This is a genomic window from Campylobacter concisus (genome assembly GCF_902460535.1).
GTDB classification, from domain to species: Bacteria; Campylobacterota; Campylobacteria; order Campylobacterales; family Campylobacteraceae; genus Campylobacter_A; species Campylobacter_A concisus_AS.
This window is the reverse complement of record NZ_CABPTV010000002.1, coordinates 89,376-109,759: the sequence shown is the minus strand read 5'-3', so window position 1 is coordinate 109,759 and position 20,384 is coordinate 89,376. Positions and strand designations below refer to the sequence as shown.

General features: G+C 40.9%; 23 protein-coding genes and 1 tRNA gene. 9 read left to right on the top strand and 15 right to left on the bottom strand.

All coding sequences use genetic code 11. From position 1 onward, the window contains the following. The 3 genes from FZ945_RS02185 to purM are packed head-to-tail and all read right to left on the bottom strand — an operon-like array spanning window position 1 to window position 1,695. Window positions 1-420 (bottom strand): RDD family protein, encoded by a 420-nt coding sequence (locus FZ945_RS02185; RefSeq protein WP_148802183.1) that lies wholly within the window; start codon window positions 418-420, stop codon window positions 1-3. A 1-nt stretch (window position 421) separates the two neighbouring features. After that, the gene (locus FZ945_RS02180; RefSeq protein WP_148802181.1) at window positions 422-712 is read right to left on the bottom strand and encodes a hypothetical protein; all 291 of its coding nucleotides are present in this window, start codon (window positions 710-712) and stop codon (window positions 422-424) included. After that, window positions 712-1,695 (bottom strand): phosphoribosylformylglycinamidine cyclo-ligase, encoded by a 984-nt coding sequence (gene purM / locus FZ945_RS02175; RefSeq protein ID WP_148802179.1) that lies wholly within the window; start codon window positions 1,693-1,695, stop codon window positions 712-714. The genes FZ945_RS02180 and purM overlap by 1 nt, the downstream gene beginning before the upstream one ends. Before the next feature lie 79 nt (window positions 1,696-1,774). Between purM and coaE the strand changes: the two genes are divergently transcribed. Continuing rightward, the gene (gene coaE / locus FZ945_RS02170; RefSeq protein ID WP_148802177.1) at window positions 1,775-2,377 is read left to right on the top strand and encodes a dephospho-CoA kinase; all 603 of its coding nucleotides are present in this window, start codon (window positions 1,775-1,777) and stop codon (window positions 2,375-2,377) included. Here the strand turns inward: coaE and FZ945_RS02165 are convergent. Further along, window positions 2,367-2,987, bottom strand: a complete 621-nt coding sequence (locus FZ945_RS02165; RefSeq protein WP_148802175.1) for a DNA alkylation repair protein — start codon at window positions 2,985-2,987, stop codon at window positions 2,367-2,369. The two genes, coaE and FZ945_RS02165, sit on opposite strands and share 11 nt — an antisense overlap. A gap of 75 nt (window positions 2,988-3,062) precedes the next feature. On the opposite strand from FZ945_RS02165, the gene dapF reads away from it, so the two are divergent. Beyond that, window positions 3,063-3,806, top strand: a complete 744-nt coding sequence (gene dapF, locus FZ945_RS02160; protein ID WP_148802173.1) for a diaminopimelate epimerase — start codon at window positions 3,063-3,065, stop codon at window positions 3,804-3,806. Between the two features lie 160 nt (window positions 3,807-3,966). On the opposite strand, the gene rplT is transcribed toward dapF, so the two are convergent. After that, window positions 3,967-4,323, bottom strand: a complete 357-nt coding sequence (gene rplT, locus FZ945_RS02155; RefSeq protein WP_004317321.1) for a 50S ribosomal protein L20 — start codon at window positions 4,321-4,323, stop codon at window positions 3,967-3,969. A 99-nt stretch (window positions 4,324-4,422) separates the two neighbouring features. Next, the gene (gene rpmI, locus FZ945_RS02150; protein WP_012000969.1) at window positions 4,423-4,614 is read right to left on the bottom strand and encodes a 50S ribosomal protein L35; all 192 of its coding nucleotides are present in this window, start codon (window positions 4,612-4,614) and stop codon (window positions 4,423-4,425) included. Between the two features lie 201 nt (window positions 4,615-4,815). On the opposite strand from rpmI, the gene FZ945_RS02145 reads away from it, so the two are divergent. The 3 genes from FZ945_RS02145 (at window position 4,816) to FZ945_RS02130 (ending at window position 9,961) form a co-directional block, all read left to right on the top strand. Then, window positions 4,816-6,312, top strand: a complete 1,497-nt coding sequence (locus FZ945_RS02145) for a C69 family dipeptidase (protein WP_148802171.1) — start codon at window positions 4,816-4,818, stop codon at window positions 6,310-6,312. A 423-nt stretch (window positions 6,313-6,735) separates the two neighbouring features. Further along, window positions 6,736-9,009 carry a 5-methyltetrahydropteroyltriglutamate--homocysteine S-methyltransferase gene (metE, locus tag FZ945_RS02135; RefSeq protein WP_148802169.1) on the top strand — a complete coding sequence of 758 codons (2,274 nt, stop codon included), beginning with the start codon at window positions 6,736-6,738 and terminating at the stop codon, window positions 9,007-9,009. Window positions 9,010-9,076: 67 nt separating this feature from the next. Further along, entirely contained in the window at window positions 9,077-9,961 is an 885-nt protein-coding gene (locus FZ945_RS02130; RefSeq protein ID WP_148802167.1) for a methylenetetrahydrofolate reductase, read from the top strand. A 371-nt stretch (window positions 9,962-10,332) separates the two neighbouring features. On the opposite strand, the gene FZ945_RS02125 is transcribed toward FZ945_RS02130, so the two are convergent. The 4 genes from FZ945_RS02125 to FZ945_RS02115 all read right to left on the bottom strand — a co-directional run bounded on the left by FZ945_RS02125 (window position 10,333) and on the right by FZ945_RS02115 (window position 12,114). Then, window positions 10,333-10,566 (bottom strand): helix-turn-helix domain-containing protein, encoded by a 234-nt coding sequence (locus tag FZ945_RS02125; RefSeq protein WP_148802165.1) that lies wholly within the window; start codon window positions 10,564-10,566, stop codon window positions 10,333-10,335. 198 nt (window positions 10,567-10,764) lie between these two features. Beyond that, complete coding sequence (locus FZ945_RS10100) at window positions 10,765-10,896, bottom strand: hypothetical protein (protein WP_262367132.1); 132 nt, start codon at window positions 10,894-10,896, stop codon at window positions 10,765-10,767. A 79-nt stretch (window positions 10,897-10,975) separates the two neighbouring features. Then, window positions 10,976-11,680, bottom strand: coding sequence for a cytochrome c3 family protein (locus FZ945_RS02120; protein ID WP_148802413.1), 705 nt, complete (start codon window positions 11,678-11,680; stop codon window positions 10,976-10,978). Then, the gene (locus tag FZ945_RS02115) at window positions 11,677-12,114 is read right to left on the bottom strand and encodes a cytochrome c3 family protein (protein ID WP_148802163.1); all 438 of its coding nucleotides are present in this window, start codon (window positions 12,112-12,114) and stop codon (window positions 11,677-11,679) included. The genes FZ945_RS02120 and FZ945_RS02115 overlap by 4 nt, the downstream gene beginning before the upstream one ends. A 224-nt stretch (window positions 12,115-12,338) precedes the next feature. Between FZ945_RS02115 and FZ945_RS02110 the strand changes: the two genes are divergently transcribed. Together FZ945_RS02110 and FZ945_RS02105 are read left to right on the top strand one after the other, a co-directional pair. Next, window positions 12,339-12,414: transfer RNA gene (locus tag FZ945_RS02110), tRNA-Val, on the top strand. A gap of 244 nt (window positions 12,415-12,658) precedes the next feature. Then, window positions 12,659-13,942, top strand: a complete 1,284-nt coding sequence (locus tag FZ945_RS02105; RefSeq protein ID WP_148802161.1) for an Ig-like domain-containing protein — start codon at window positions 12,659-12,661, stop codon at window positions 13,940-13,942. Between the two features lie 44 nt (window positions 13,943-13,986). Here FZ945_RS02105 and FZ945_RS02100 read toward each other — a convergent pair whose 3' ends face one another. The 4 genes from FZ945_RS02100 to FZ945_RS02085 all read right to left on the bottom strand — a co-directional run bounded on the left by FZ945_RS02100 (window position 13,987) and on the right by FZ945_RS02085 (window position 18,424). Further along, the gene (locus tag FZ945_RS02100) at window positions 13,987-15,405 is read right to left on the bottom strand and encodes an alanine/glycine:cation symporter family protein (RefSeq protein ID WP_148802410.1); all 1,419 of its coding nucleotides are present in this window, start codon (window positions 15,403-15,405) and stop codon (window positions 13,987-13,989) included. A gap of 584 nt (window positions 15,406-15,989) precedes the next feature. Beyond that, a complete protein-coding gene (locus FZ945_RS02095; RefSeq protein ID WP_103568687.1) occupies window positions 15,990-16,640 on the bottom strand; it encodes an ATP-dependent DNA helicase RuvA in 651 nt (216 codons plus the stop codon). A 66-nt stretch (window positions 16,641-16,706) separates the two neighbouring features. Next, a complete protein-coding gene (locus FZ945_RS02090) occupies window positions 16,707-17,873 on the bottom strand; it encodes a replication-associated recombination protein A (RefSeq protein WP_262367140.1) in 1,167 nt (388 codons plus the stop codon). A 20-nt stretch (window positions 17,874-17,893) separates the two neighbouring features. Then, a complete protein-coding gene (locus tag FZ945_RS02085) occupies window positions 17,894-18,424 on the bottom strand; it encodes a pyridoxamine 5'-phosphate oxidase family protein (RefSeq protein WP_103568689.1) in 531 nt (176 codons plus the stop codon). Between the two features lie 79 nt (window positions 18,425-18,503). On the opposite strand from FZ945_RS02085, the gene FZ945_RS02080 reads away from it, so the two are divergent. Further along, the gene (locus tag FZ945_RS02080; RefSeq protein WP_103568690.1) at window positions 18,504-18,797 is read left to right on the top strand and encodes a hypothetical protein; all 294 of its coding nucleotides are present in this window, start codon (window positions 18,504-18,506) and stop codon (window positions 18,795-18,797) included. 1 nt (window position 18,798) lies between these two features. Here FZ945_RS02080 and ung read toward each other — a convergent pair whose 3' ends face one another. Continuing rightward, entirely contained in the window at window positions 18,799-19,491 is a 693-nt protein-coding gene (gene ung, locus FZ945_RS02075) for a uracil-DNA glycosylase (RefSeq protein WP_148802157.1), read from the bottom strand. 63 nt (window positions 19,492-19,554) lie between these two features. On the opposite strand from ung, the gene FZ945_RS02070 reads away from it, so the two are divergent. After that, window positions 19,555-20,130, top strand: a complete 576-nt coding sequence (locus FZ945_RS02070) for a YbaK/EbsC family protein (RefSeq protein WP_148802155.1) — start codon at window positions 19,555-19,557, stop codon at window positions 20,128-20,130. Window positions 20,131-20,384 lie beyond the last annotated feature (254 nt).

Sequence of the window (20,384 nt, the reverse complement as noted above, 5' to 3'; positions counted from 1 at the left end):
TTAAGCTGCTTTTTGCACGGCGGCTGAGTGGGTGATGATGTCGTGTAAATTTAGCTTGTCTTTTCTAAAAAAGCAAAGGCAAAGTCCGATGATGCTAAAGCCAGCAAATGCAAAGCAAATTTGGCGCAAGATCGCGTGAAAAAGGCTTAGTTTTTTGCCGGTTTGTAAATTTATGAGATAAATTTCTTGCGCTTTGTAGCCTGGAGTTTGCGCCTTTATACTAAAAAATAGGCACATTATAAATGAGATGATGCTATTTACCACAAAGATGGCAAGCTGGTTGTGTAAAAACGCCTCTTTGCCGTCAAGCAAAAGATAGGTCGTGGCGTAAAATATCGGCATACCGATGATAAAAAGATCGATGATAGAAGCCTTTACTCTAGCCCAGATCGGTGCGATTTTTGCCTTTTGCTTTGCCAAGTTATTTTCCTGTGTTTATGTAGATACGGCTAAATTTCTCCCAATCATATAGGTAGATAAGGCAGTCGATCACCTCGCAGCTCTCATCATAAAGATCGCCGTCCTTGCCGTTGTCTTGCATGATAGGCAGCATGCCTGACCCTCTCAAAACCTCGCACCAATACTCATAAAAATCAAGCTTTTTGATATCGCTCTCTAGCACGCCAAACATGCCTAAAAACTGATAGACGCTAAGGTCAAAAAAACTCTTATTTTCAGTTTTTTGCAGGTGTTTTACACTATTTGTGTGCATCAAACTAGCTCAACGCCTTTATCACTTACCACTTCGCCGATCACGTAGCCATCGCTATTTGCTAGCACTGCATCAACATTTTCTTTAGGCACAACAAGGATCATACCAACGCCCATGTTAAAGGTCCTCATCATCTCGCTATCTTCTACTTTTTGCGCGAGGATTTTAAAAATTTCAGGCGTTTTTATAGTGCTTTTTTGCACCTTCGCACCAAGTCCAGCAGGAAAGACGCGAGGCAGGTTTTCAACTATGCCACCACCAGTTATATGCGCCATCGCTGTGATCTTATCTTTTAGGTTTAAAAAGTCGCTCACGTAAATTCTAGTTGGCTCAAGAAGGACGTCTATGAGCTTGCGCTCACCCACTTTTTCATCAAATTTTAGCCCAAGCTCGCTTACTACTTTTCTTGCAAGAGAGAAGCCATTTGAGTGCAGGCCGCTGCTAGGAAGTGCGACTAAAACGTCGCTTGCTTTTACAAATTTACTCCTATCGATCTCGTCAGCCTCAGCGATACCCACGGCAAATCCAGCAAGGTCAAAGTCGCCCTTTTCATACATCGACGGCATCTCGGCTGTCTCACCGCCGATCAGCGCGCACTGCGCCTTTTTGCAGCCATTTGCGATGCTTTTCACCACCTCTTTGGCGCTTTCTATCTCAAGCTTTGCAGTCGCGTAGTAGTCGAGGAAAAATAGTGGTGTGGCAAAGTTGCAGATGAGGTCATTTACGCACATAGCGACTAGATCCTCGCCCACGCCCTCAAATTTCTTAGCGTCGATAGCTAGGCGAAGCTTTGTGCCAACGCCATCTGTGGCACCTAAAATGGCTGGATTTTTATATCCGCTTGGCAGTCTGACCGCACCTGAAAATGATCCGATGCCGCCTATGACGTTTGGTGTTTGCGTAGATTTTACGAAAGGCTTGATCGCCTCAACAAAGCTATTTCCAGCATCTATATCGACTCCGGCATCTTTATAACTTATCATTTTCGCCCTTTTGGTTATTTTTTAAAACTTTAGCCAAAAGTTGCTAAAATTGTTATCAATTTTCAAAAATGGAGCGACTTTGCAAAAATTTCCAAACGCCTACGTCATCACAGGCTCGATCGCTAGTGGCAAAAGCACGGTTGTAAATTTACTAAAAGAGCGAGGATTTAGCGTGATCGATGCAGACCTTATCGCTCACGAGCAGCTTGAATTTTGCAAACGAGAGATCGTTAGAGAGTTTGGCGAGCAAATTTTAGATGAGGTTGGCTTGATAGATCGTAAAAAGCTTGGTGCTATCGTCTTTCGTGAGCCAAAGAAGCTTAAAAATTTAGAGCAAATTTTGCATCCAAAGATAAAGGCTGAAATTTTATCAAAGGCCTCGCAGCTTGAGCGCTTGGGGCAGGTTTATTTTGTCGATATCCCTTTGTTTTTTGAAAAAAAGGAGCGTTACGCTGAGTTTAAAAATGTAGCTGTGATCTACGCGCCAAAAGAGCTTTTGCTAAGCCGACTAATAAGCCGAAATGGTTTAAATTTAGAGGATGCAAAAGCTAGAGTAGGGCTTCAGATGGACATCGAACAAAAGAGAAAAATGGCAAAATTTGTTATAGATAATAGCAGCGACATGGAGAATTTACAGCTTGAGCTAGAGAAATTTCTAGGCCAAATTTGCGCTATTTCTTGATAAATTTACTAGCAAATTTATATGTTTGCATGGCCTCTTTACTACCCAAATCCCAGCTATCAAGCTCGGCTTTTACTAAATTTGGAAATTTCTTACTTATATCTTTTAAGGCATTGCCAACTGATTTTCTAAGATACTCGCTCGCACTATTTTTTAGACTAGAAAGCCGCCTAATGGCCTCATCTGGGTTATCTTTAAAATAGGGCCTACTAGTCCATATCCTAAGGCCCTCTGTTACGGCTCTTTTTGCATTTGTGTTGCCATTTTTTAGCCACTCATCGATGACAAAAAGTGCCTGCTCGTAGCCAACCTTTTTACAAAACTCATCAAACGCCTTTGCTAGCACCTCTTGAACTCGCCAGTTTTCATCCTTTGAAACCTGATCCCTCATAAACGCCAAAATTTCTTCACGATCCGAAAGGTGCCCAAAGAGAAAAACCGCATACATCCGCACTTGATAGAGCTTTGAGCCGTATGCTAGGTATGCAAGCTCTTTGCAGCGCTCATCTCCCTTTGCTTTATAGTCAGCCAAAGCCCTAGTTTCTTGCTCTTTAAAGCCATTTTCTATGAGAGAAAACTCTTTTTCTAAATTTAAGATGTAGCTCTTCAAGGTGGCTCCTTTAAATTTATTAACAACTCTTACCTAAATTTTAGTAAAATCAGGCAAAAAAAAGAAGGACAGCTCATGCAAGTCTCAAAGTACAACGCTAGTGGCAATGATTTTGTCATATTTCACACATTTTTAAGCAAAGATAGAAGCGAGCTTGCAAGGCAAATTTGTAGCCGAACAAACGGCGTGGGAGCTGATGGGCTCATCGTGCTTTTGCCTTATGAAAAGGGCGTGAAATGGGAGTTTTACAACAGCGACGGAAGCTACGCTGCGATGTGTGGCAACGGCTCGCGCGCGGCTGCTAGATATGCCTATCTAAACGGCCTTGTAAGTTCGAGCGAATTTGCCTTGCTGACTGGTAGTGGCGAGGTGATGGCAAGTGTGAAAGATGAGTGCGTCGAGGTCGTGCTAACAAGTCCAAAAATTTTAAGCGAGCCACTAAATGAAGGTGGCAAAACTTGGTATTTTTACGATACTGGCGTGCCGCACCTTGTAAATTTCACGCAAAATTTAGAGGATTTTGACGTCAAAGAGTGCAGGGCACTTCGTCAAAAATACAATGCAAATGTAAATTTAGCCAAATTTGATGGCGACGTTTTAAAGGTGAGAACCTACGAAAGGGGCGTGGAGGACGAGACGCTAGCTTGTGGCACTGGCATGGCGGCTTGCTTTTACGGTGCTACTTTAAATTTAAACGCAGCGCAATGCCTAAAAGTCTATCCAAAAAGCGGCGAGGAGCTTGGACTTAGGCTTGCTGGTGGCAAAATTTTATTTAGTGGAGCAGTGAAACACTGCTTTGATACGAGTATTGAAATTTAGTTATTTTGGTTGCTGGTAGTTAAATTTGGCTAGTAGTTTGTAAAAGTCGCGGGCTAAATTTCATATCAAATTTTGTGTAAAACAAAGAGTTTCTAGAGTTTTTGTTATTAAATTTTAAAGTATAAAAAAAGAAGATCTCCGCCGAAGCGGAGAAAAGGTGTTATTTCAAAGCATCTTTTGCTTGTTTTGCAAGTGCCGCAAATGCCTTCGCGTCATTCATAGCTAGATCAGCTAAAATTTTTCTATCAAGTTCGATCTTAGCTTTATTTAAGCCGTTGATAAATCTTGAATAGCTAATGTCATTTAGTCTGCAAGCTGCGTTGATACGAACGATCCATAAACGTCTGAAATCACGTTTTTTCTGACGTCTGTCGCGGTATGCGTAAACTAAACTTCTCTCTAGTTGCTCTTTAGCTTTTCTAAAGTGTTTATGTCTAGCACTGAAAAAGCCACGTGCTAGCTTTAAAACTTTCTTATGGCGTCTTCTTCTAACTACGCCTGTTTTTACTCTTGCCATATTTATCCTTTTACAAATTGGCGCTCACAAAGTGAGTCTTGCCCCTAAATTTGGGGGAGTTTGAATGACTTTTTGTCAAAAACTTAAATCTACAGCTGCTTATACGCCGAGCATTTTGCGAACGGCTGGGACATTTGTGCTGTCCACGTATTGTGGGCCACGAAGGTCTCTCATACGCTTACTAGGTTTTTTTGTTAAGATATGGCTTCTAAAAGCAGAGCCTCTTTTTATCTTATTTTTACCTACTTTAAAGCGCTTAGCAGCACCGCGAACGGTTTTCATCTTTGGCATGCTAATCCTTTTTGAAATTTTATACGCAAGTGCGTAAGATTTGGATTATAGCGAAAAATCCTTTAGAAAATTTAAATTTCACTTAGACAAAATTTGCAATAAATTTACATTTAACTTAAAAAAGTTTTAAAATTTAGAATTAAATTATTAAATTTGAAATATAATCACATATAAGAAATTTATTTTACTAAAGGAGTAAAAATGAAAGGCAAAATTCTTGCATCAATCGTCGCTATGAGTGCGATTTTAGGCACAAGTAGCTTGGCATGCACTACTATTTTAGTAGGAGATAAAGCTTCAAATGACGGCTCTATGCTAGTGGCTAGAAGTGCTGATAGCAAGGCTATAAAGGCTCAAGTCTTTTTGATCCATCCAGCTACGAAAAATCAAACTGGCATGCATAGCTCAAAGGCCCATGACGGCGCAAATGACTTTACATATCCGCTCCCAAAAGATGGCATGAGATACACAACCATCGCAAACTCACACACAAAGCTTCACGGAGCGGTCGGCTACAACGAGGCTGGCGTTGGACTAAGTGGCACTGAGACCATCTACGCAAAAGATGAGCTTTTAAAGATCGACCCATATAACGAAGAGACTGGTATCACCGAGGACGACATCCCAGACGTGCTTTTGCCACGTATGAAGAGCGCAAAAGAGGGCGTTAAGCTTCTTGGTGAGATAGTTGAGACAAAAGGCGCTGGAGAGGGCTTTGGCGTGGTATTTGTCGATGCAAATGAGCTTTGGTACTTTGAGACTGGCACAGGTCATAAATGGATCGCTTCAAAGATCCCGCAAGATGAGTATTTCGTCACTGCAAACCAAGGCAGACTTCACGCTTACAAAGAGAATGATCCAAATTTCATGGGTGCAAAAGATGTCATTAAATTTGCGATCGACAACAAGACTTATGACCCTGCAAAAGATGGCGAATTTAACTTTACAAAGGCCTATACAAGGGACGATGAAAGAGATGTGACTTACAACTACCCACGTGTTTGCTGGGTGCAAAGCATGTTTAATCCAAGCTTAAAACAAGACTTCGCCGATGGTCAGAAATTTCCAGTATTTTTAAAACCAGAGAAAAAACTAAGTGTTGAAGACCTAAAAGCTGCGATGAGAGCCCACTACGACGGCACTGCGTTTGACAACTACGCTAGCAAAGATGAAGATAAGAAAAACATCTACCGAGCTATAAGCGTCTTTAGAACATATGAGTCTCACATCATGCAGGTGCGCCCGTGGCTACCAAAAGAGATCGGCCGTGTGACCTACGTCGCTCTTGGCATGGCTGATCTTAGCGTTTATTTGCCGTATTACGAGGGACTTGATGGCTTTATAAAAGGCTACTCAGATGGCTCATACGATGCTGATGATACTTCGATATATTGGGTTTATAGAAAGCTTCAAACCCTTGTAATGACTGACTATGAGAAGTATTCGCCAGTGGTTAAAGAGGCCTACGCTAAATTTGAAAAAGAGTTGGCGGTAAAACAGGCAAAATTTGAAGATGAGTATGTCAAACTTTATAAAAAAGATAAGAAAAAAGCGGACAAACTCTTAAATGAATTTAGTAAAAAGACTATGCAAGAAGCTAAGGATTTAACTCAGGAGCTTACAAACAAGGTCTTTACTATGCTTACAGCCGATATGGACGCTAAGCTAAAATCCCTAAACAAAGGCAAAAAAGACTAAAAGTTTTGGGCGTGAAATTTAGTAGCGCCCAAATTTAAACAAAAATTTGGCAAAGAGCGTTTATAATTCGGCAAAAATTCACTACAAAGGAAAAACGCTGATGCCTTGTCCCATGCATAAAGCTCGTTAATCTCGGCAAAAAACATATCAGCGATTTTCAAAAAATACGCAAATTTTTAAATGATTTTACATTTTTTCACATTGATATTAGTCCATTTTTGCTAGCAGGTCCGCTGCATTGTAACTGCATTTTTAAAAATAAAACGAAGCAGTGTTTAAAATTTGGTAAGGATCTTTTTAGTAGGGTTTTTTATAAATTTTATTTTAGCTTAAGAAGAAGTGGGTGTCATCCACCGTGTTTGGGGTGATAAATTTAGTGCTTCGCACAGTTTTAATTTAAAAAGAAATTTAAAAAGGATAAAAATGATAAAAAGTTATGTTTTAGGTTTTCCAAGAATCGGTGAAAAAAGAGAGTTAAAGCGCGCGTTAGAGGGCTTTTGGGCTGGTAAAGAGGGTTTTAGTGAAGAGAATTTGCAAGAGACTGCAAAGACGCTTCGCCAAAGACACTGGAAATATCAACAAGACGCTGGCATTTGGGCTATTAGCGTTAATGATTTTTCATTTTACGACCTAATGCTTGATAACATCATCGCATTTGGCGCTACACCTCCAAGATTTGCAAATTTAAGTGGCTCGGAGCAATATTTCGCTTGCTCAAGAGGCAATAAAAATGGCGTTGCGATGGAGATGACAAAGTGGTTTAACACAAACTACCACTACATCGTGCCAGAGCTTAGCAGTGAGAGTAAATTTAGCCTAAAAGCGGACAAAATTTTGGCTGAATACAAAGAGGCGAAGGCTAACGGCGTAAAAGGTAAGGTAAATTTGATCGGCCCTATCACATTTTTGGCTCTTTCAAAGACGACTGACGGCAGCTGCCCATTTAAGCACCTTGACGCGCTTGTAGGCGAGTACAAAAAGCTGCTTGAGCAAATTTCTAAGCTTGATGATGAAATTTTAGTGCAGTTTGACGAGCCGATCTTTGTAACAGACAAAAACGAAGAGCTACTTTTGCCACTTATCACAAAGGTTTATAACGAGCTAACAGGCGTTGCAAACAACGTTAAGATCGTATTTGCGACATATTTTGAGCATGCGATCAAGGCAGTTAGCGAAGTGGCTAAAACTAAAATTTACGGCATCGCACTTGACTTTATCCACGGCAAGAGAAATTTCGAAGTCCTTGAGACTATCAAAAATAGCCATTTGACGCTATTTGCTGGCGTGATCGACGGCAGAAATATCTGGAAAAGCAACATCGACGAAAAAGTAAAACTTGTAGGTGAAATTTCAGAGAAAATAGGCGGTAAAGACCTTTACATCGGCACTTCATGCTCGCTTCTTCACGTACCATACACCCTAAAATATGAAGAGAATTTAAACCCAGAGATCAAAAGCTGGCTAAGTTTTGCGGTTGAGAAGCTTGATGAGATCAAGATCATCACAAAACTAGCAAATGGCGAGAAGCTTGATGAGAGCGAAACAAAAATTTACGAAGAGAACAAAAATGCTGTTAAAACTCGCGCCACTTCAAAGCTCATCCACTCTGAAAGCGTTCAAAATCGCGTTAAAAATTTAAGCAAATTTGAGCGTGACGAGAAATTTGAGGATCGCATAAAAATTCAGCGCGAAACACTAAAATACGGCATATTACCAACAACAACGATAGGCAGCTTCCCTCAAACGGTTGATCTTCGTGTACTTCGTCAAAATTTCAAAAAAGGCGAGATCGACGCGGCTGCTTATGAAGCAGGCATCAAAAAATATATCGATCACTGCGTGAAATTTCAAGAAGATATCGGCCTAGACGTGCTAGTACACGGCGAGCCAGAGAGAAACGACATGGTCGAGTACTTTGGCGAGCAGATCAGCGGATACGCATTTAGCCAAAATGGCTGGGTGCAAAGCTACGGCAGCCGCTGCGTCAAGCCACCACTTCTCTTTGGTGACGTAAGCCGCCCAGAGCCGATGACTGTTAAGTGGATGAAATACGCTCAAAGCATCACAAAACACGTAATGAAGGGCATGCTAACTGGACCTGTAACGATGCTAAACTGGAGCTTTGTGCGTGATGATCTTCCAAGAAGCGAGGTAGCAAAACAGCTTGCACTTTGTATCTATGACGAGATCGCAGACCTTCAAGATGCGGGCATTAGAGTGATCCAAGTCGATGAGGCAGCATTTAAAGAGGGTTATCCATTAAGAGCTGAAAATATCCCAGCTTATGAGAAATTTGCGGTTGATTGCTTCAAGCTTTCAGTAAGCTCAGCTGAGGCAAAAACTCAGATCCACACACATATGTGCTACTCTGAATTTAATGACATCATCAAGACCATCGAAGCTATGGACGCCGATGTTATCAGTATTGAGACTGCAAGAAGTGGCAACGAGCTACTTAAAATTTTCAAAGCTGTTGGCTACAAACAAGAGGTCGGACCTGGCGTTTACGACATCCACAGCCCACGTGTGCCAAGCGTCGAAGAGATCGTCGCTCAGATCAAAGCTCTGCTTGAGGTGTTGCCAAAAGAGCAGCTCTGGATCAACCCTGACTGTGGCCTAAAAACTAGAAAATGGGAAGAGGTCGAGCCAAGCCTTAAAAACATGGTAGAAGCCGTCAAGATCGTAAGAGGTCTATAGTACAAAATTTAGCGTCTAGGCTCTTCTAGACGCTAATCCTGCAAATTTAAAATCAAAGTTACGAAAAATGCTAAAAGAGAAAATTTTAAATAAAGAAAAAGGGCTCGTGCTCTATGGCCTCACGCCGCCAAAGGCTGAATTTGACGAGGCAAAGCTGCGTGAGATATCAGAGCGTTGGAGCGGGCGGATAAATGATATAAAGGCCGATGGGCTCGTGCTTTACGAGGTGCAAGACGAGAGCGAGCGAAATGATAGCGAGAGGACATTTGAGTTTAGTGGGACGCTAAGCCCAGAAATTTATTATAAAAAGTATCTAAATGTAGCCACTCCTAGTATATTTTATAGGGTGGCTAGCGGATACAGCGAGGATGAATTTCGCGCAGCGCTTGAGGCTCAAAGCTCAAATTTAAACGTTCTAGTTGGGGCAACTTCAAGCACGCAAAAAGTGAGGCTAAATTTAGCTCGCGCCTACGAGATAGCTAGCGAATTTAAAGAGTTAGCAGTAGGCGGCGTCTGTATCGCAGAGCGTCACGGCAAAAAGGGCGATGAGCCACAAAGGATGCGTGAAAAGATCGCAGCTGGGGCTAAATTTTTCATATCGCAAGCGATATTTGACGCACAGCTAACGCGTAAATTTTTAGAGGATTGCGCGGCTGCAAAGATAAGCGAGCCGATATTTCTTACATTTAGCACAGCGGGCAATGCAAAAACGCTTGAATTTATCAAATGGCTCGGAGTGAGCGTGCCAAACTCGGTCGAAGAGAGGCTAAATTTAAGCTCTGACTACCTAGCTAGTAGCTGCGAGATCATCAAAGAAATTTGGTGCGAGCTAAAGAAATTTGGCGATGAAAATGGGCTAAATTTAAGCATAAATATAGAAAGCGTCATGGCAAAACGCGCCGAGATCGAAGCGAGCCTGGAGCTTACAAAAAGCATAAGAGAGTTGGTGTAAAGCCAGCTCTTGCTATAAATTTATACAAATTCTTTCTTGATGACCTAGTGGCACTACAAATCCACAAAGAATAGTCGTTATGATTAGCTATCACAAGCTATTTTAAAGGTCGGTTGGCCACTGCTTTGCAAATTTTTAAAAAGTTGCTATAGCAAAAATGATATGGCTTGGATGAGATATATGATACGGCAGGCGCTACTACTATTTAAAATATAAAAAAAGGGGCAGGCAAATTTATATCAAAGCTGCCCCGAAAAATCGTTGCAATAAAATAGCCATACAAGACAAGAGTTTTTACAAATTTAAGCAAATTTGATCCAAAAGTATAGAAATTTAGCTTCAAATAAGATCTAAATTTGACTAAATCCCTCTCACTCTACCTTATATCCAGTGCCTCGTACGGTTTTTAGGCAAATAGTTGGTATCTTGGCTCTATCTCTCGTACGAGCGATCTTATGCGGTCTTGAGATAATGTCTCGTTTTTTGTATAAGTGATGATCTATCTCATCGTAGATGACGACGTAGGGCGAGTTTTTGCATAAAATTTCAAGTAGCTGGCTCTCTTTTTTGCCAAGGTAGATGACCTCGTCTCTTTTCTTATGCAAAGGGAGTCTTTGTCAAAGACTAGGCCATTTTTTAGCTCAAATTTAGAGCCTAAAAGCACCTTGCAAAGCTAAAAGTGTGAAATAAAAACTCTTCATGGCAAAATGGCTTAATGATAAAGTCACTCCCATAGCGTAGTAAATCCTCTTAAAAACGCTAGGGACGCTAACGCCCTGCAAAAGCATAATGGGAGTGATGTTTTAGCTATCTCTTATAAATTTAACCAGATCAAGGTTTAAATTTCTAGCCTTTACGTCAAAAACGTACAGATCATATCTGTTGCCACACTCAAAGTCCTTGATGACTGAGCACGCACTTTTGAGCTGGATCATCCTAAACCCAAAGCGGTAAAGCGATGTGTTTAGGATGACATTTTGCCAAAAGCCACTTGAGAGCGGTTAAGCTTTCTCGTCAGCCAGCCATGCCACCGCCAGCTGGTTTTTTGGCGTCTTTTTCAGCCTTTTGTTTTAAAAATTCTTCTTCGTCTTTTGTAGGTTTGTACTCATCTTTGAAGAATTTTTGCTTAGTTTCGATCCTCTTTTCGATCATCTTTTTATCATAAATTTTATATGTTGGCTTCCAATACTCAAGATAGTTTCTAAAGCCAGCACTGTGACCTGCGTCATAGTGGCAGCTTACGCATTTTAGCTCTTTAGGAGTGTCAAGGAGCTTTTTGTAGTGAACGTGCATCTTTTGAGCTTGCGCTGAAGTGTTGTTGCTATCTATCACGTTTGTGTGGCAGCTTGTGCAGCCGTTGTCAAATACGAAATGCTCGCGGTTTTTGAGGTTTTTGTGCCAATCAATAGCACTAGGATCGCCAAAGAAATGCACCCAGCCCTCTAAAATGCCGTTTTTCGCCTTTGTTAGGGCGTATTTTGCGATGTTGTCATGTGGTATGTGACAATCCACACATCTTGCTTTTATACCTGTTTTGCCGTTTCCGCTGTGGACATCGTCATTGTAGGCGATGACCATAGGGTCCATCTCGTGGCAAACTATGCAGAATTTATCCCCACTCGTCTCATCAAGCGCATAATGAACTGGTAAAACGACTAAAAATCCAACAATTCCGCTTATTAATATGATAAGCGCTAGTAGTTTTTTTGAAATTTTCATGGTGTTACTCCGTTCATCCATTGTGGCACCTCGTGTTCATGGCACTCAGAGCACATGTTTGTAGATTGTTTGTGCTCGTTGTGGCACTCGTCGCAGTACAAAGTTGGACCATCGTGAACAGAGTTGTGAGGATTTGCCTTTAGAGTATCCATAAATTTTAGCCTCTGGGCTAAGAGCTTTTTGCTCTTATGACAGGATAGGCAGCCAGCGTCGCCGATCGCTTTAAATTTGCTAGGATCATCGCCCTGGTTTTGGTGACAATCAACGCAGTCAAAGCTTAGGTGTTCATGATGAGGTTTGATCTTATACTTGGCTCTTAGCTCATCAGAGACTACTACTTTTGTGACGTTTAGATCGCCCTTTGGCATATCGGCGCCAAATAGATGAAGCGAAAATAAACAGGCAAAAATAGCGATGAATTTAAGCTTATTCATACCCTTTTCCTTTCTTTTAAAGTTTTATAAACATCAAATTTCAATGGAAAACTAATATTTTTACTTAAACTTATTTTTATGAAATTATAGTCCTTGCTTGATTAAATCTGCATTAATAATAAATTAGTGTGCCAAAATATAGACCAGTTTTATGAAGTTGAATTTTAAAGAAAAAGATAATTAAGCTAAATAAAATGGAAAATAAAATATAATCCCAAATCTTTGGTCCCGTAGCTCAGTTGGTAGAGCACTACCTTGACATGGTAGTGGTCGATGGTTCGAGTCCATTCGGGGCCACCATTTCTATATCAAATTCTCCAAAACACAAAAATCCAAAAAAATAAAATTTAAAAATATTTTTGTAACTCTGCCATTTTTAAATTTTAAACTAAATCCCTAAAATACAGCAAATTTTTACTAAATTTAACTCAAAAATTTATAACTTTACATTTCTAAAATGTCACAACTGTACCAAAGTACAATAGCTATAAAATAAATTTTTTACTTATAATTGACAACATAAAATACGCAAAGGGGAAAAATTATGAGTAAAGTTAAAGGACTAATCAAATCAATAATCGGCACGGATGCCATCGTCGCAGTTGATGCTAATGGAAATCAAAGAACTCTAAAAGCAGGTGACGTGATCTATGACAACGAGGTCATAAAAGAGCAAGACGGCGTAAAGGTTGAGGTGCAAGCTGCGCAAACTCAAAATGAAAATGCTAGCGATGAGACTAGCAAAGAGATAGCATCGCTACAAGAGCAATTATTAAATGGTAAAAATATCTCTGATCTTGAAGAGACTGCAGCTGGCGGCACTCAATCAGCAGGAGGAGTAAGCTCGAATGGTGTTAGCCTTGGCGCTGCTGGCTTTGCAAATGGTGGTCATGAGTCAAACGTAAATGCAAATTTTGAAAACCTAAGCTCTCAAGCAAACGCTAGCGCAGAGGCTTTTACAAATGTAAGCGGTGGCGCAAGCGAGGATGGCTTTAGTCTTGATACGCTTGCGGCTGCGATAGATAATGCATATAACAATATATTCTCGCAGACGCTAGAAGTATCTGTCACCGCAGTAGATGATAATGTAGTGACTGGCAATACAAACACTGTGACAAGCAGCAACCTTGACATTGAGGGCAATATCTTAGAGCATGAAAATTCACAAAGAACAGGTCTGCATATCACAAACGATAATACTCCAACTTTAGTTGGCAAGGCTACTTCAAACGCTACTATAAGCATATTTGATGGCGAAGGTGAAAATGCACCACTGCTTGGCACGACAACTGCTGATAATGATGGCAACTGGTCATATACTCCAACTTCGCCTTTAGCTGATGGAGATCATAAATTTACTATCGAGGCTAGCAAAGTAGCTGCAAACGGCGAAGAGCTAAAAGCTACAAGCACGCAAGAGATAACTGTTGATACAAGCAATAACACCTTGTCTATCACAAAAATATCTACTGATGATTTTACCGACTTAACGCAAGGTAGCCAAACGATGTATGATAGTAATAAACAATACGACTTCTCACCAACTATCGAAGGTAAGGCTGAGCCATTCGCTGATATAAATTTGGTTATTAGGATAGCGGATAATAACACTTCAGAAGGTCATATAGTTGAAGAATTAAAGACCAAAGCTAAAGCTGATGGCAGTTGGGAAGTTGAAAGTCAAATATTGGATAGTGAAAATTCTATTAAATACACAGTCCAAGCATCATCGGTAGATGAGGCAGGTAACAAATACTCTGAGCCTCAAGCATCAACGTTTTATTTACCGACAGAGCCTATATACCTAGCTCCAATTGACCACCTATAAAATAAATTTAATGTGGAGAGGCCTCTCTCCACGCACTCTTAAATTTACTTCAAATACTCTTTTACGTCGTACTCTTTGCCAGCATCGTGATCTTTTAAAAGTTTAGCCACGACTGGGCTTAGAAGGATAATGGCGATCAAATTTGGCACGACCATAAGACCGTTAAACATATCGGCTAAACTCCAGACAAAATCGACCTTTTGCAAGCTGCCTAAAAAGACAAAAACGACTACCAAAATTTGAAACGCCCTGACCGCTTTTGCGCCAAAGAGGTAGCGCACGTTGATCTCGGCAAAGTAGTACCAGCCAATGATCGTTGTAAATGCAAAGAAAAATAGGCAGATCGCCACAAAGCTATAACCGCCAGTTTTGCCAAAGATATGCGACGAGAAGGCCTCTTGCACCAAGGTGATACCTGTAAAGACTGCCTTGCCGTTTTCAAAGCTGATGACGTTTGCGGTTAGCACCACAAAAACGGTTATATTTAAGATGACAAAGGTGTCTATAAAGACGCTCATTATGCCAAGAACGGCTTGATCGACTGGGTGTTTGACGTTTGCAGCAGCGTGTGCGTGTGGAGTTGAGCCCATGCCAGCTTCGTTGCTAAAAAGTCCCCTTGCGATGCCGTATCTCATGGCAGCTGCTATGCTAGCTCCAGTTGCCCCACCCCAAGCAGCAGAAGGATCAAACGCAGCTCTAAATATTAGTGAGATCGCCTCTGGGATTTGATGAAAATTTAAAGCGATGATAGCCACGCCAACAACGATGTAAAGTAGCGCCATTAGTGGTACGATCTTTTCAGCGACCCTTGCGATCGCCTTTACGCCACCTATGAAAATTAGCGCGCAAATGAGAGCCAAAAACGCCCCTGTTAGCCACTGCGGTATGCCAAAAGCGCCGCTAAAGCCGTATGATATGGAGTTTGCTTGAACCATATTGCCGATAAAGCCAAGCGCGATGATGATAGCGATAGCGAAAAATCCAGCTAGAAATTTCGCCCATTTGCCCTTTAATCCGCGGCTTATATAAAACGCAGGACCGCCTATCGTGTGACCGCTGTCATCTTTGGTACGGTAAATTTGAGCGAGGCAAATTTCAGCAAAATTTGTAGCCATGCCCAAAAAGGCTGCGCACCACATCCAAAAAATGGCTCCAGGGCCACCCATGATAAGCGCTGTGGTCGCACCCACGAGGTTTCCAGTGCCAACTTGCGCCGCGATAGCGGTTGCGACTGCTTGAAACGAGCTCATGCCGGCCTTGCCAGCAGCTTCGCCGTGAAGCGAGAAATTCCCAAAAAGCTCTTTTAAGCCCATTTTAAATTTAAAAATTTGAACAAACCCAAGCCTAATAGTAAAAAATAGTCCAGTGCCGCAAAGTAGGGTAATAAGGAAGTATGGTCCCCAAAGAAATGAATTTATACTTTCAACACAATTATTTAAAATTTCAGCAAAATTTGTAGGCATTTTCTTGACTTTCATTGGTGTAGTTTAGAGAGCGAGTATATTTAAAAAAATATAAAATTAGAATAAATAAGAAAAATTTTTTAGCTTGGCTTAAAATTTCGTGCTAGTTTTCGGCTTACTCGCGGAGAACTTGCTTTTACTAGCAAGATTTTACGACCAATATTTTTACGCTCTAAGGCGTTTTTTGATTAATAATTTCTAAATTTATTCCGCAAAGACGGCTTATGAGGACTAAAATTATTTCTTGATTTTTGGATTTTAAAATTAGATTTTTACGTTTTTTAGAAGGCTTTTACAAACAATTCGCTGTTTTTCCTGCGTGGGCATAGCTTGGCAAAACGTATTTGGCTATTGATTTTGTTGAAAATTTTATCAAAGGCGTTTAAAAGGCTTTGACGCTAAAATGCTTAGCCACCTTTGTCAGAATTTGCCTGCCTTTTCTTAACTGGGTTAAATTTACCGCTTTGCGCCGATTTTTTATAAAATTAGGCAAACTAGCAAAATACCTTGCAGACTACCAGTAAGTTTTCTTTCTGGTTTAAGTTTAATGGTAAAATTTTCAGCCTTACCGCGTAATTTTAACGCTATTCTATAGGCTTAAACTGCGTAAAATCCACACCGGTCGCGTCAAGAACCGCACGCGAATAAAAGTAAAAACTATAAAACAAATCATCATCGTAAAAGTGCTCTTCCCAAAGCTCCTCGTCGTTTTCATCGCTTTGCGGCCACAGGTATTTTTCGGCTAGCATATCAGCAAAGCTACCCAGTGGTGTAGTATGATTAATTTTATCGGCATCGCTACAAACCATAAGCATAAACGCGAAAAATTCACCCAGACGGGACACGATAAGCTCTGCCACCTCGTCTTTATCGCCGTTATCAGCGACCAACTTCGCCCGCATAAAAATTCTCGCCAAAAATACAAGTGCAAAAGGCGTAGCGTGCCAAAAAGTACTTTGATGCTCTATTTCTTTAAAAATTTTATCAAGCACGTCACAAGCAGCTTTGGCGTTAAATTTTGCTTCATTGTTATTTGCTGGATTTGCCGTATTTTGTCCGCTATTTGACTTGCTGGTAGTCAAACTTTGCGTCAAATCTTTCTTGCCGATCGCTGCCGAAAGCTGTTTAAAAATTTCTGGAAATCTGCTTGCTCTGCCATAAGTCGTCGTTAATCTACTCCAAGGCACGTCTTCTATCTTTAAATTTGTGATGTATGCTAAATTTTGCCCATTCATCTACATACCTTTAAAATTTACTCTTATGCTTGCCATAAATAAATCTGACAGAGTAAAGCCCAAAAATTAGTCCTTAGATTTTATTTTATCTAGCCATTCATTTAGCGTTTTTTCAAAGCCTATGCCCTTGCTTTTGTAAAAAACGAGTGGTTTTTCTAGGTATTTTTGCTCGACCCAGCCGCCAAAATCATGCGGATAAAGGTAGTCTTTGCTCTCTTTTGTGTGATTTTTTAGATATGGCGGGATCTTTAAAATTTCTTCGCTTTGCACGTATCTTAGGGCGGCATTTATCGCGTTGTAGCTGGAGTTTGACTTTGGCGAGCTAGCTAGATAGACGGCGCACTGAGCCAGTATGATCCTAGCCTCTGGAAAGCCTATCTCTTTTACGACGCTAAGCGTGCTTGCGGCTAAATTTAGCGCATTTGGGTTTGCGTTGCCGATGTCTTCGCTGGCAAATATCGCCATCCTTCTAGCGATAAAGTCAGCACTCTCGCCAGAGTCTATGAGCCTTGCAAGGTAGTATATGACGGCGTTTTCGTCACTTCCGCGAAGACTTTTTATAAAAGCGCTTGCTAGCTCGTAGTGCGTGTCATCCTCTTTTGCCCCCTCTTTTAGGGCGTTTTGGCGAAGTGTTTTTAAATTTTCTATGCTAACATTTTCATCAAGCGTAACGGCAAATTCTAGTAAATTTAGCATAGCTCTTGCGTCGCCACCGCTACTTTTAAAGAGATACTCTTTGGCATCTTCATCTATGCTAAATGAAATTTGCTCCCTTATCTTGCCAAGAAGCTCCTCAAAATCACCACTGCTAAGCGGTCTAAACTCAAAGAGCATCGAGCGGCTTCTTATGCCTGAGCTTAGCGTGAAAAAGGGATTTTCCGTGCTAGCGCCGATGACTAGGGCTTTGTAGTTTTCCATGGGGATGAGCAGCGCTTCTTGCTGGGTTTTGCTAAGCCTGTGGATCTCGTCTATGAAAAAGAGCGGCTTATTTAGGGCGTTTTCGTAGTATTTTAAAATTTTGCGAAAGTCATCTATCTTTAAATTTCCGCCGTCAAACTCATAAAAGTCGTAGTTTGCCCCACTTGCCACAGCCCTTGCAAAGCTCGTCTTGCCACAGCCTGCTGGACCATAAAATATGGAGTGCGGTATCTTGCTTGTGGCTATAAATTTTAAAAAGGCCGCTTTAACCGCCTTTTGTCCGCAAATTTCATCCAAGTTTTTTGGTCTAAACATCAGTGCAAGTGAGCTCAAATTTACTCCTTTACCGCTTTTGGTAAAATTTTGGCCTTTGCGCTAAGGCTCTCTATCTTTAGCTCGTAAATTTTCATATTTTTTAGCCCATACTCGGCCGCCACGTCAAAGGTACTCATCGCGTAGGCGGTGTATTTTTGGCTGAGAATTTTTAAAATTTCATATCTTTTGGCTTCATCTGTCACTTCGTAGGCTCTTGTTTTTGCGATGGCGCTTTTGTATTCAGTCGTAAAGACCTTGCCACCAAGCGCCTTGCCATCGTCTTTTATCATTTCTAGCTCGCTATCATTTAGGTGTGGGACTTTATTAAAGCTAACGCAGACAAACTCCACTTTTCGCCCATTTTGAAGCAGTTTTGCCTTGCTACCAGCGCTCGCTCCGTGGATAAAAATGCTCTCACCAACTCTAACAGGCGAGATCGGTACGCTAAAAATTTCTCCCTCATCATCCACGCATGAGATCACGCAGTATTCGCAGTTATCGATAATCTCAAGCGCCTCGTTAGGGCTTAGTTCTCTATCTTTTCGCCTCATTTTTCATCCTTTTTTTGCAAAATATTTTAAAATTTAAGTGCTTAAAGGCTAGTATAACGCAAAAATTTCAAGGAAAAATATGAAAAAATCTCTAATTTTTGCCCTTTTGCTGGGCGTAAATTTATTTGGTGCAAGCGAGGTTTGCAAGGAGTATGTCAAACAAAGTAGGCTCTATCTTGACGAGCTTTATGCCAAAGAGAGCAAGAAGCTTGCGGGTGATGAGAAGGCGCTAAGGCTTTTTGAGCTTAAATTTGATGAGTTTAAGCAAAGACAAAGCGGTCAAGAGGCGATGATAATGCAAAATAACGATGAGAAATTTTGCAAAAGCGAGCTTGAAAAGGTAAATAAGCTTCTTGCTGAGCTTAAAAAATAGCTCAAATTTGAGCGTTTAAGTCCCACTCTATGGGCGTTTTGCCGTGGTTTGCTAGGTAGATATTTGCCTTTGAAAAGTGCCTGCAGCCAAAAAACGCCCCACGAGCTAGCGGACTTGGGTGGGCTGCTTCTAAGATGAGGTGCTTGCTGGCGTCTATAAGCGGTGCTTTTGCCTTGGCTGGGTTGCCCCAGAGCATAAAAACTATGTTTTGTAAATTTTGGCTAATCTTTCTTATGACGGCGTCTGTAAAGCCCTGCCAGCCAAAGCCAGCGTGAGAATTTGCCGTTCCAGCACTTACGCTTAAAGTCGAGTTTAGAAGTAGCACGCCTTGCTTTGCCCATTTTGTGAGATCGCCGCTATTTGGCTCTTTTATGCCAAGGTCGGCGTAAATTTCTTTATAAATATTCACAAGGCTTGGCGGCACTCTCACGCCACTTGGCACTGAAAAGCTTAGTCCCATGGCTTGATTTGCGCCGTGATATGGGTCTTGGCCTAGGATGACGACCTTTACGGCGTGAAATGGTGTTAGGTTAAATGCGTTAAATATAAGCCTGCTTGGTGGATAGACGACGCCAGCGCTCTTTGCCTTTAAGAAATTCTCTTTGATGCGAGCGAAATTTTCGCTCAAAAACTCATCTTTTAGCACCTCTTTCCAGCTTGGCTCGATCTTTACGTCATCTAAATTTATCTGCATTTTCCCGCCCTTTTTTGGTTTCAGCGGTATAATTTTAACTAAATTTATCCAAAGGAAAGAGCTGTGTCAGAGCAAATTTTTAATAAAATCCACGAGCTTCTTAGCAAAAATGGGGCTAAATTTAGAGTGATAGAGCATGAGAGTGCTAGGACTTCAGAGGAGGTCGCTAAGATAAGAGATACGAAGATGAGCCAAGGCGCAAAGGCGCTGGTCTGCTCTATAAAAGGGGTGGACGAGGAGAAATTTAGGCAAATTTTTAAAGATGAAAATGTGCTAGATGGCTACTTGCTAGATGACGAAAAGCCAGCGATGAAGGCTGGTAAAATTTACTTGCTAGCGGTCTTACCAGCTGACGAGCAGGCTGATCTTGACGCGCTTACGCAAAAATTTGATGGTAAAAAAGCAAGCCTTGCTAGCCCAGAGGAGGTCACAGCCTTGGCTGATTGCGTTTTTGGCTCGGTTCCACCATTTAGTTTTCATAAAAATTTGCACCTTGTTGTGGATGAGAGTTTGCTAGAGCGAAACGAGGAGATCGCCTTTAATGCAGGACTTCTTGATAGATCGCTCATCTTAAACGCAAAAGACTATGCCAAAATAGTAAGACCAACTCTTGTAAAATTTGTGAAAGAAAAGTGCTAGGCTAACCACTTCCTAGCACTAAATTTGTCGGGAGAAAAATGAATTTAAGTAATGCAAAGACGAGAAATTGCTAAATTCATTTCAAGAGCAAATATTATCAGGGATAATCTTAAAGTATAATAAAGTATATTGATAAAATATGTATATTTTAGGGATTTTTATATTTATATATAAAAAATTATATTTTAAAATCCAAAAATTTTGGCTCAAATTTTACTAAATTTAAAAAGAATTTATAAAAATTTGCTTAGCAA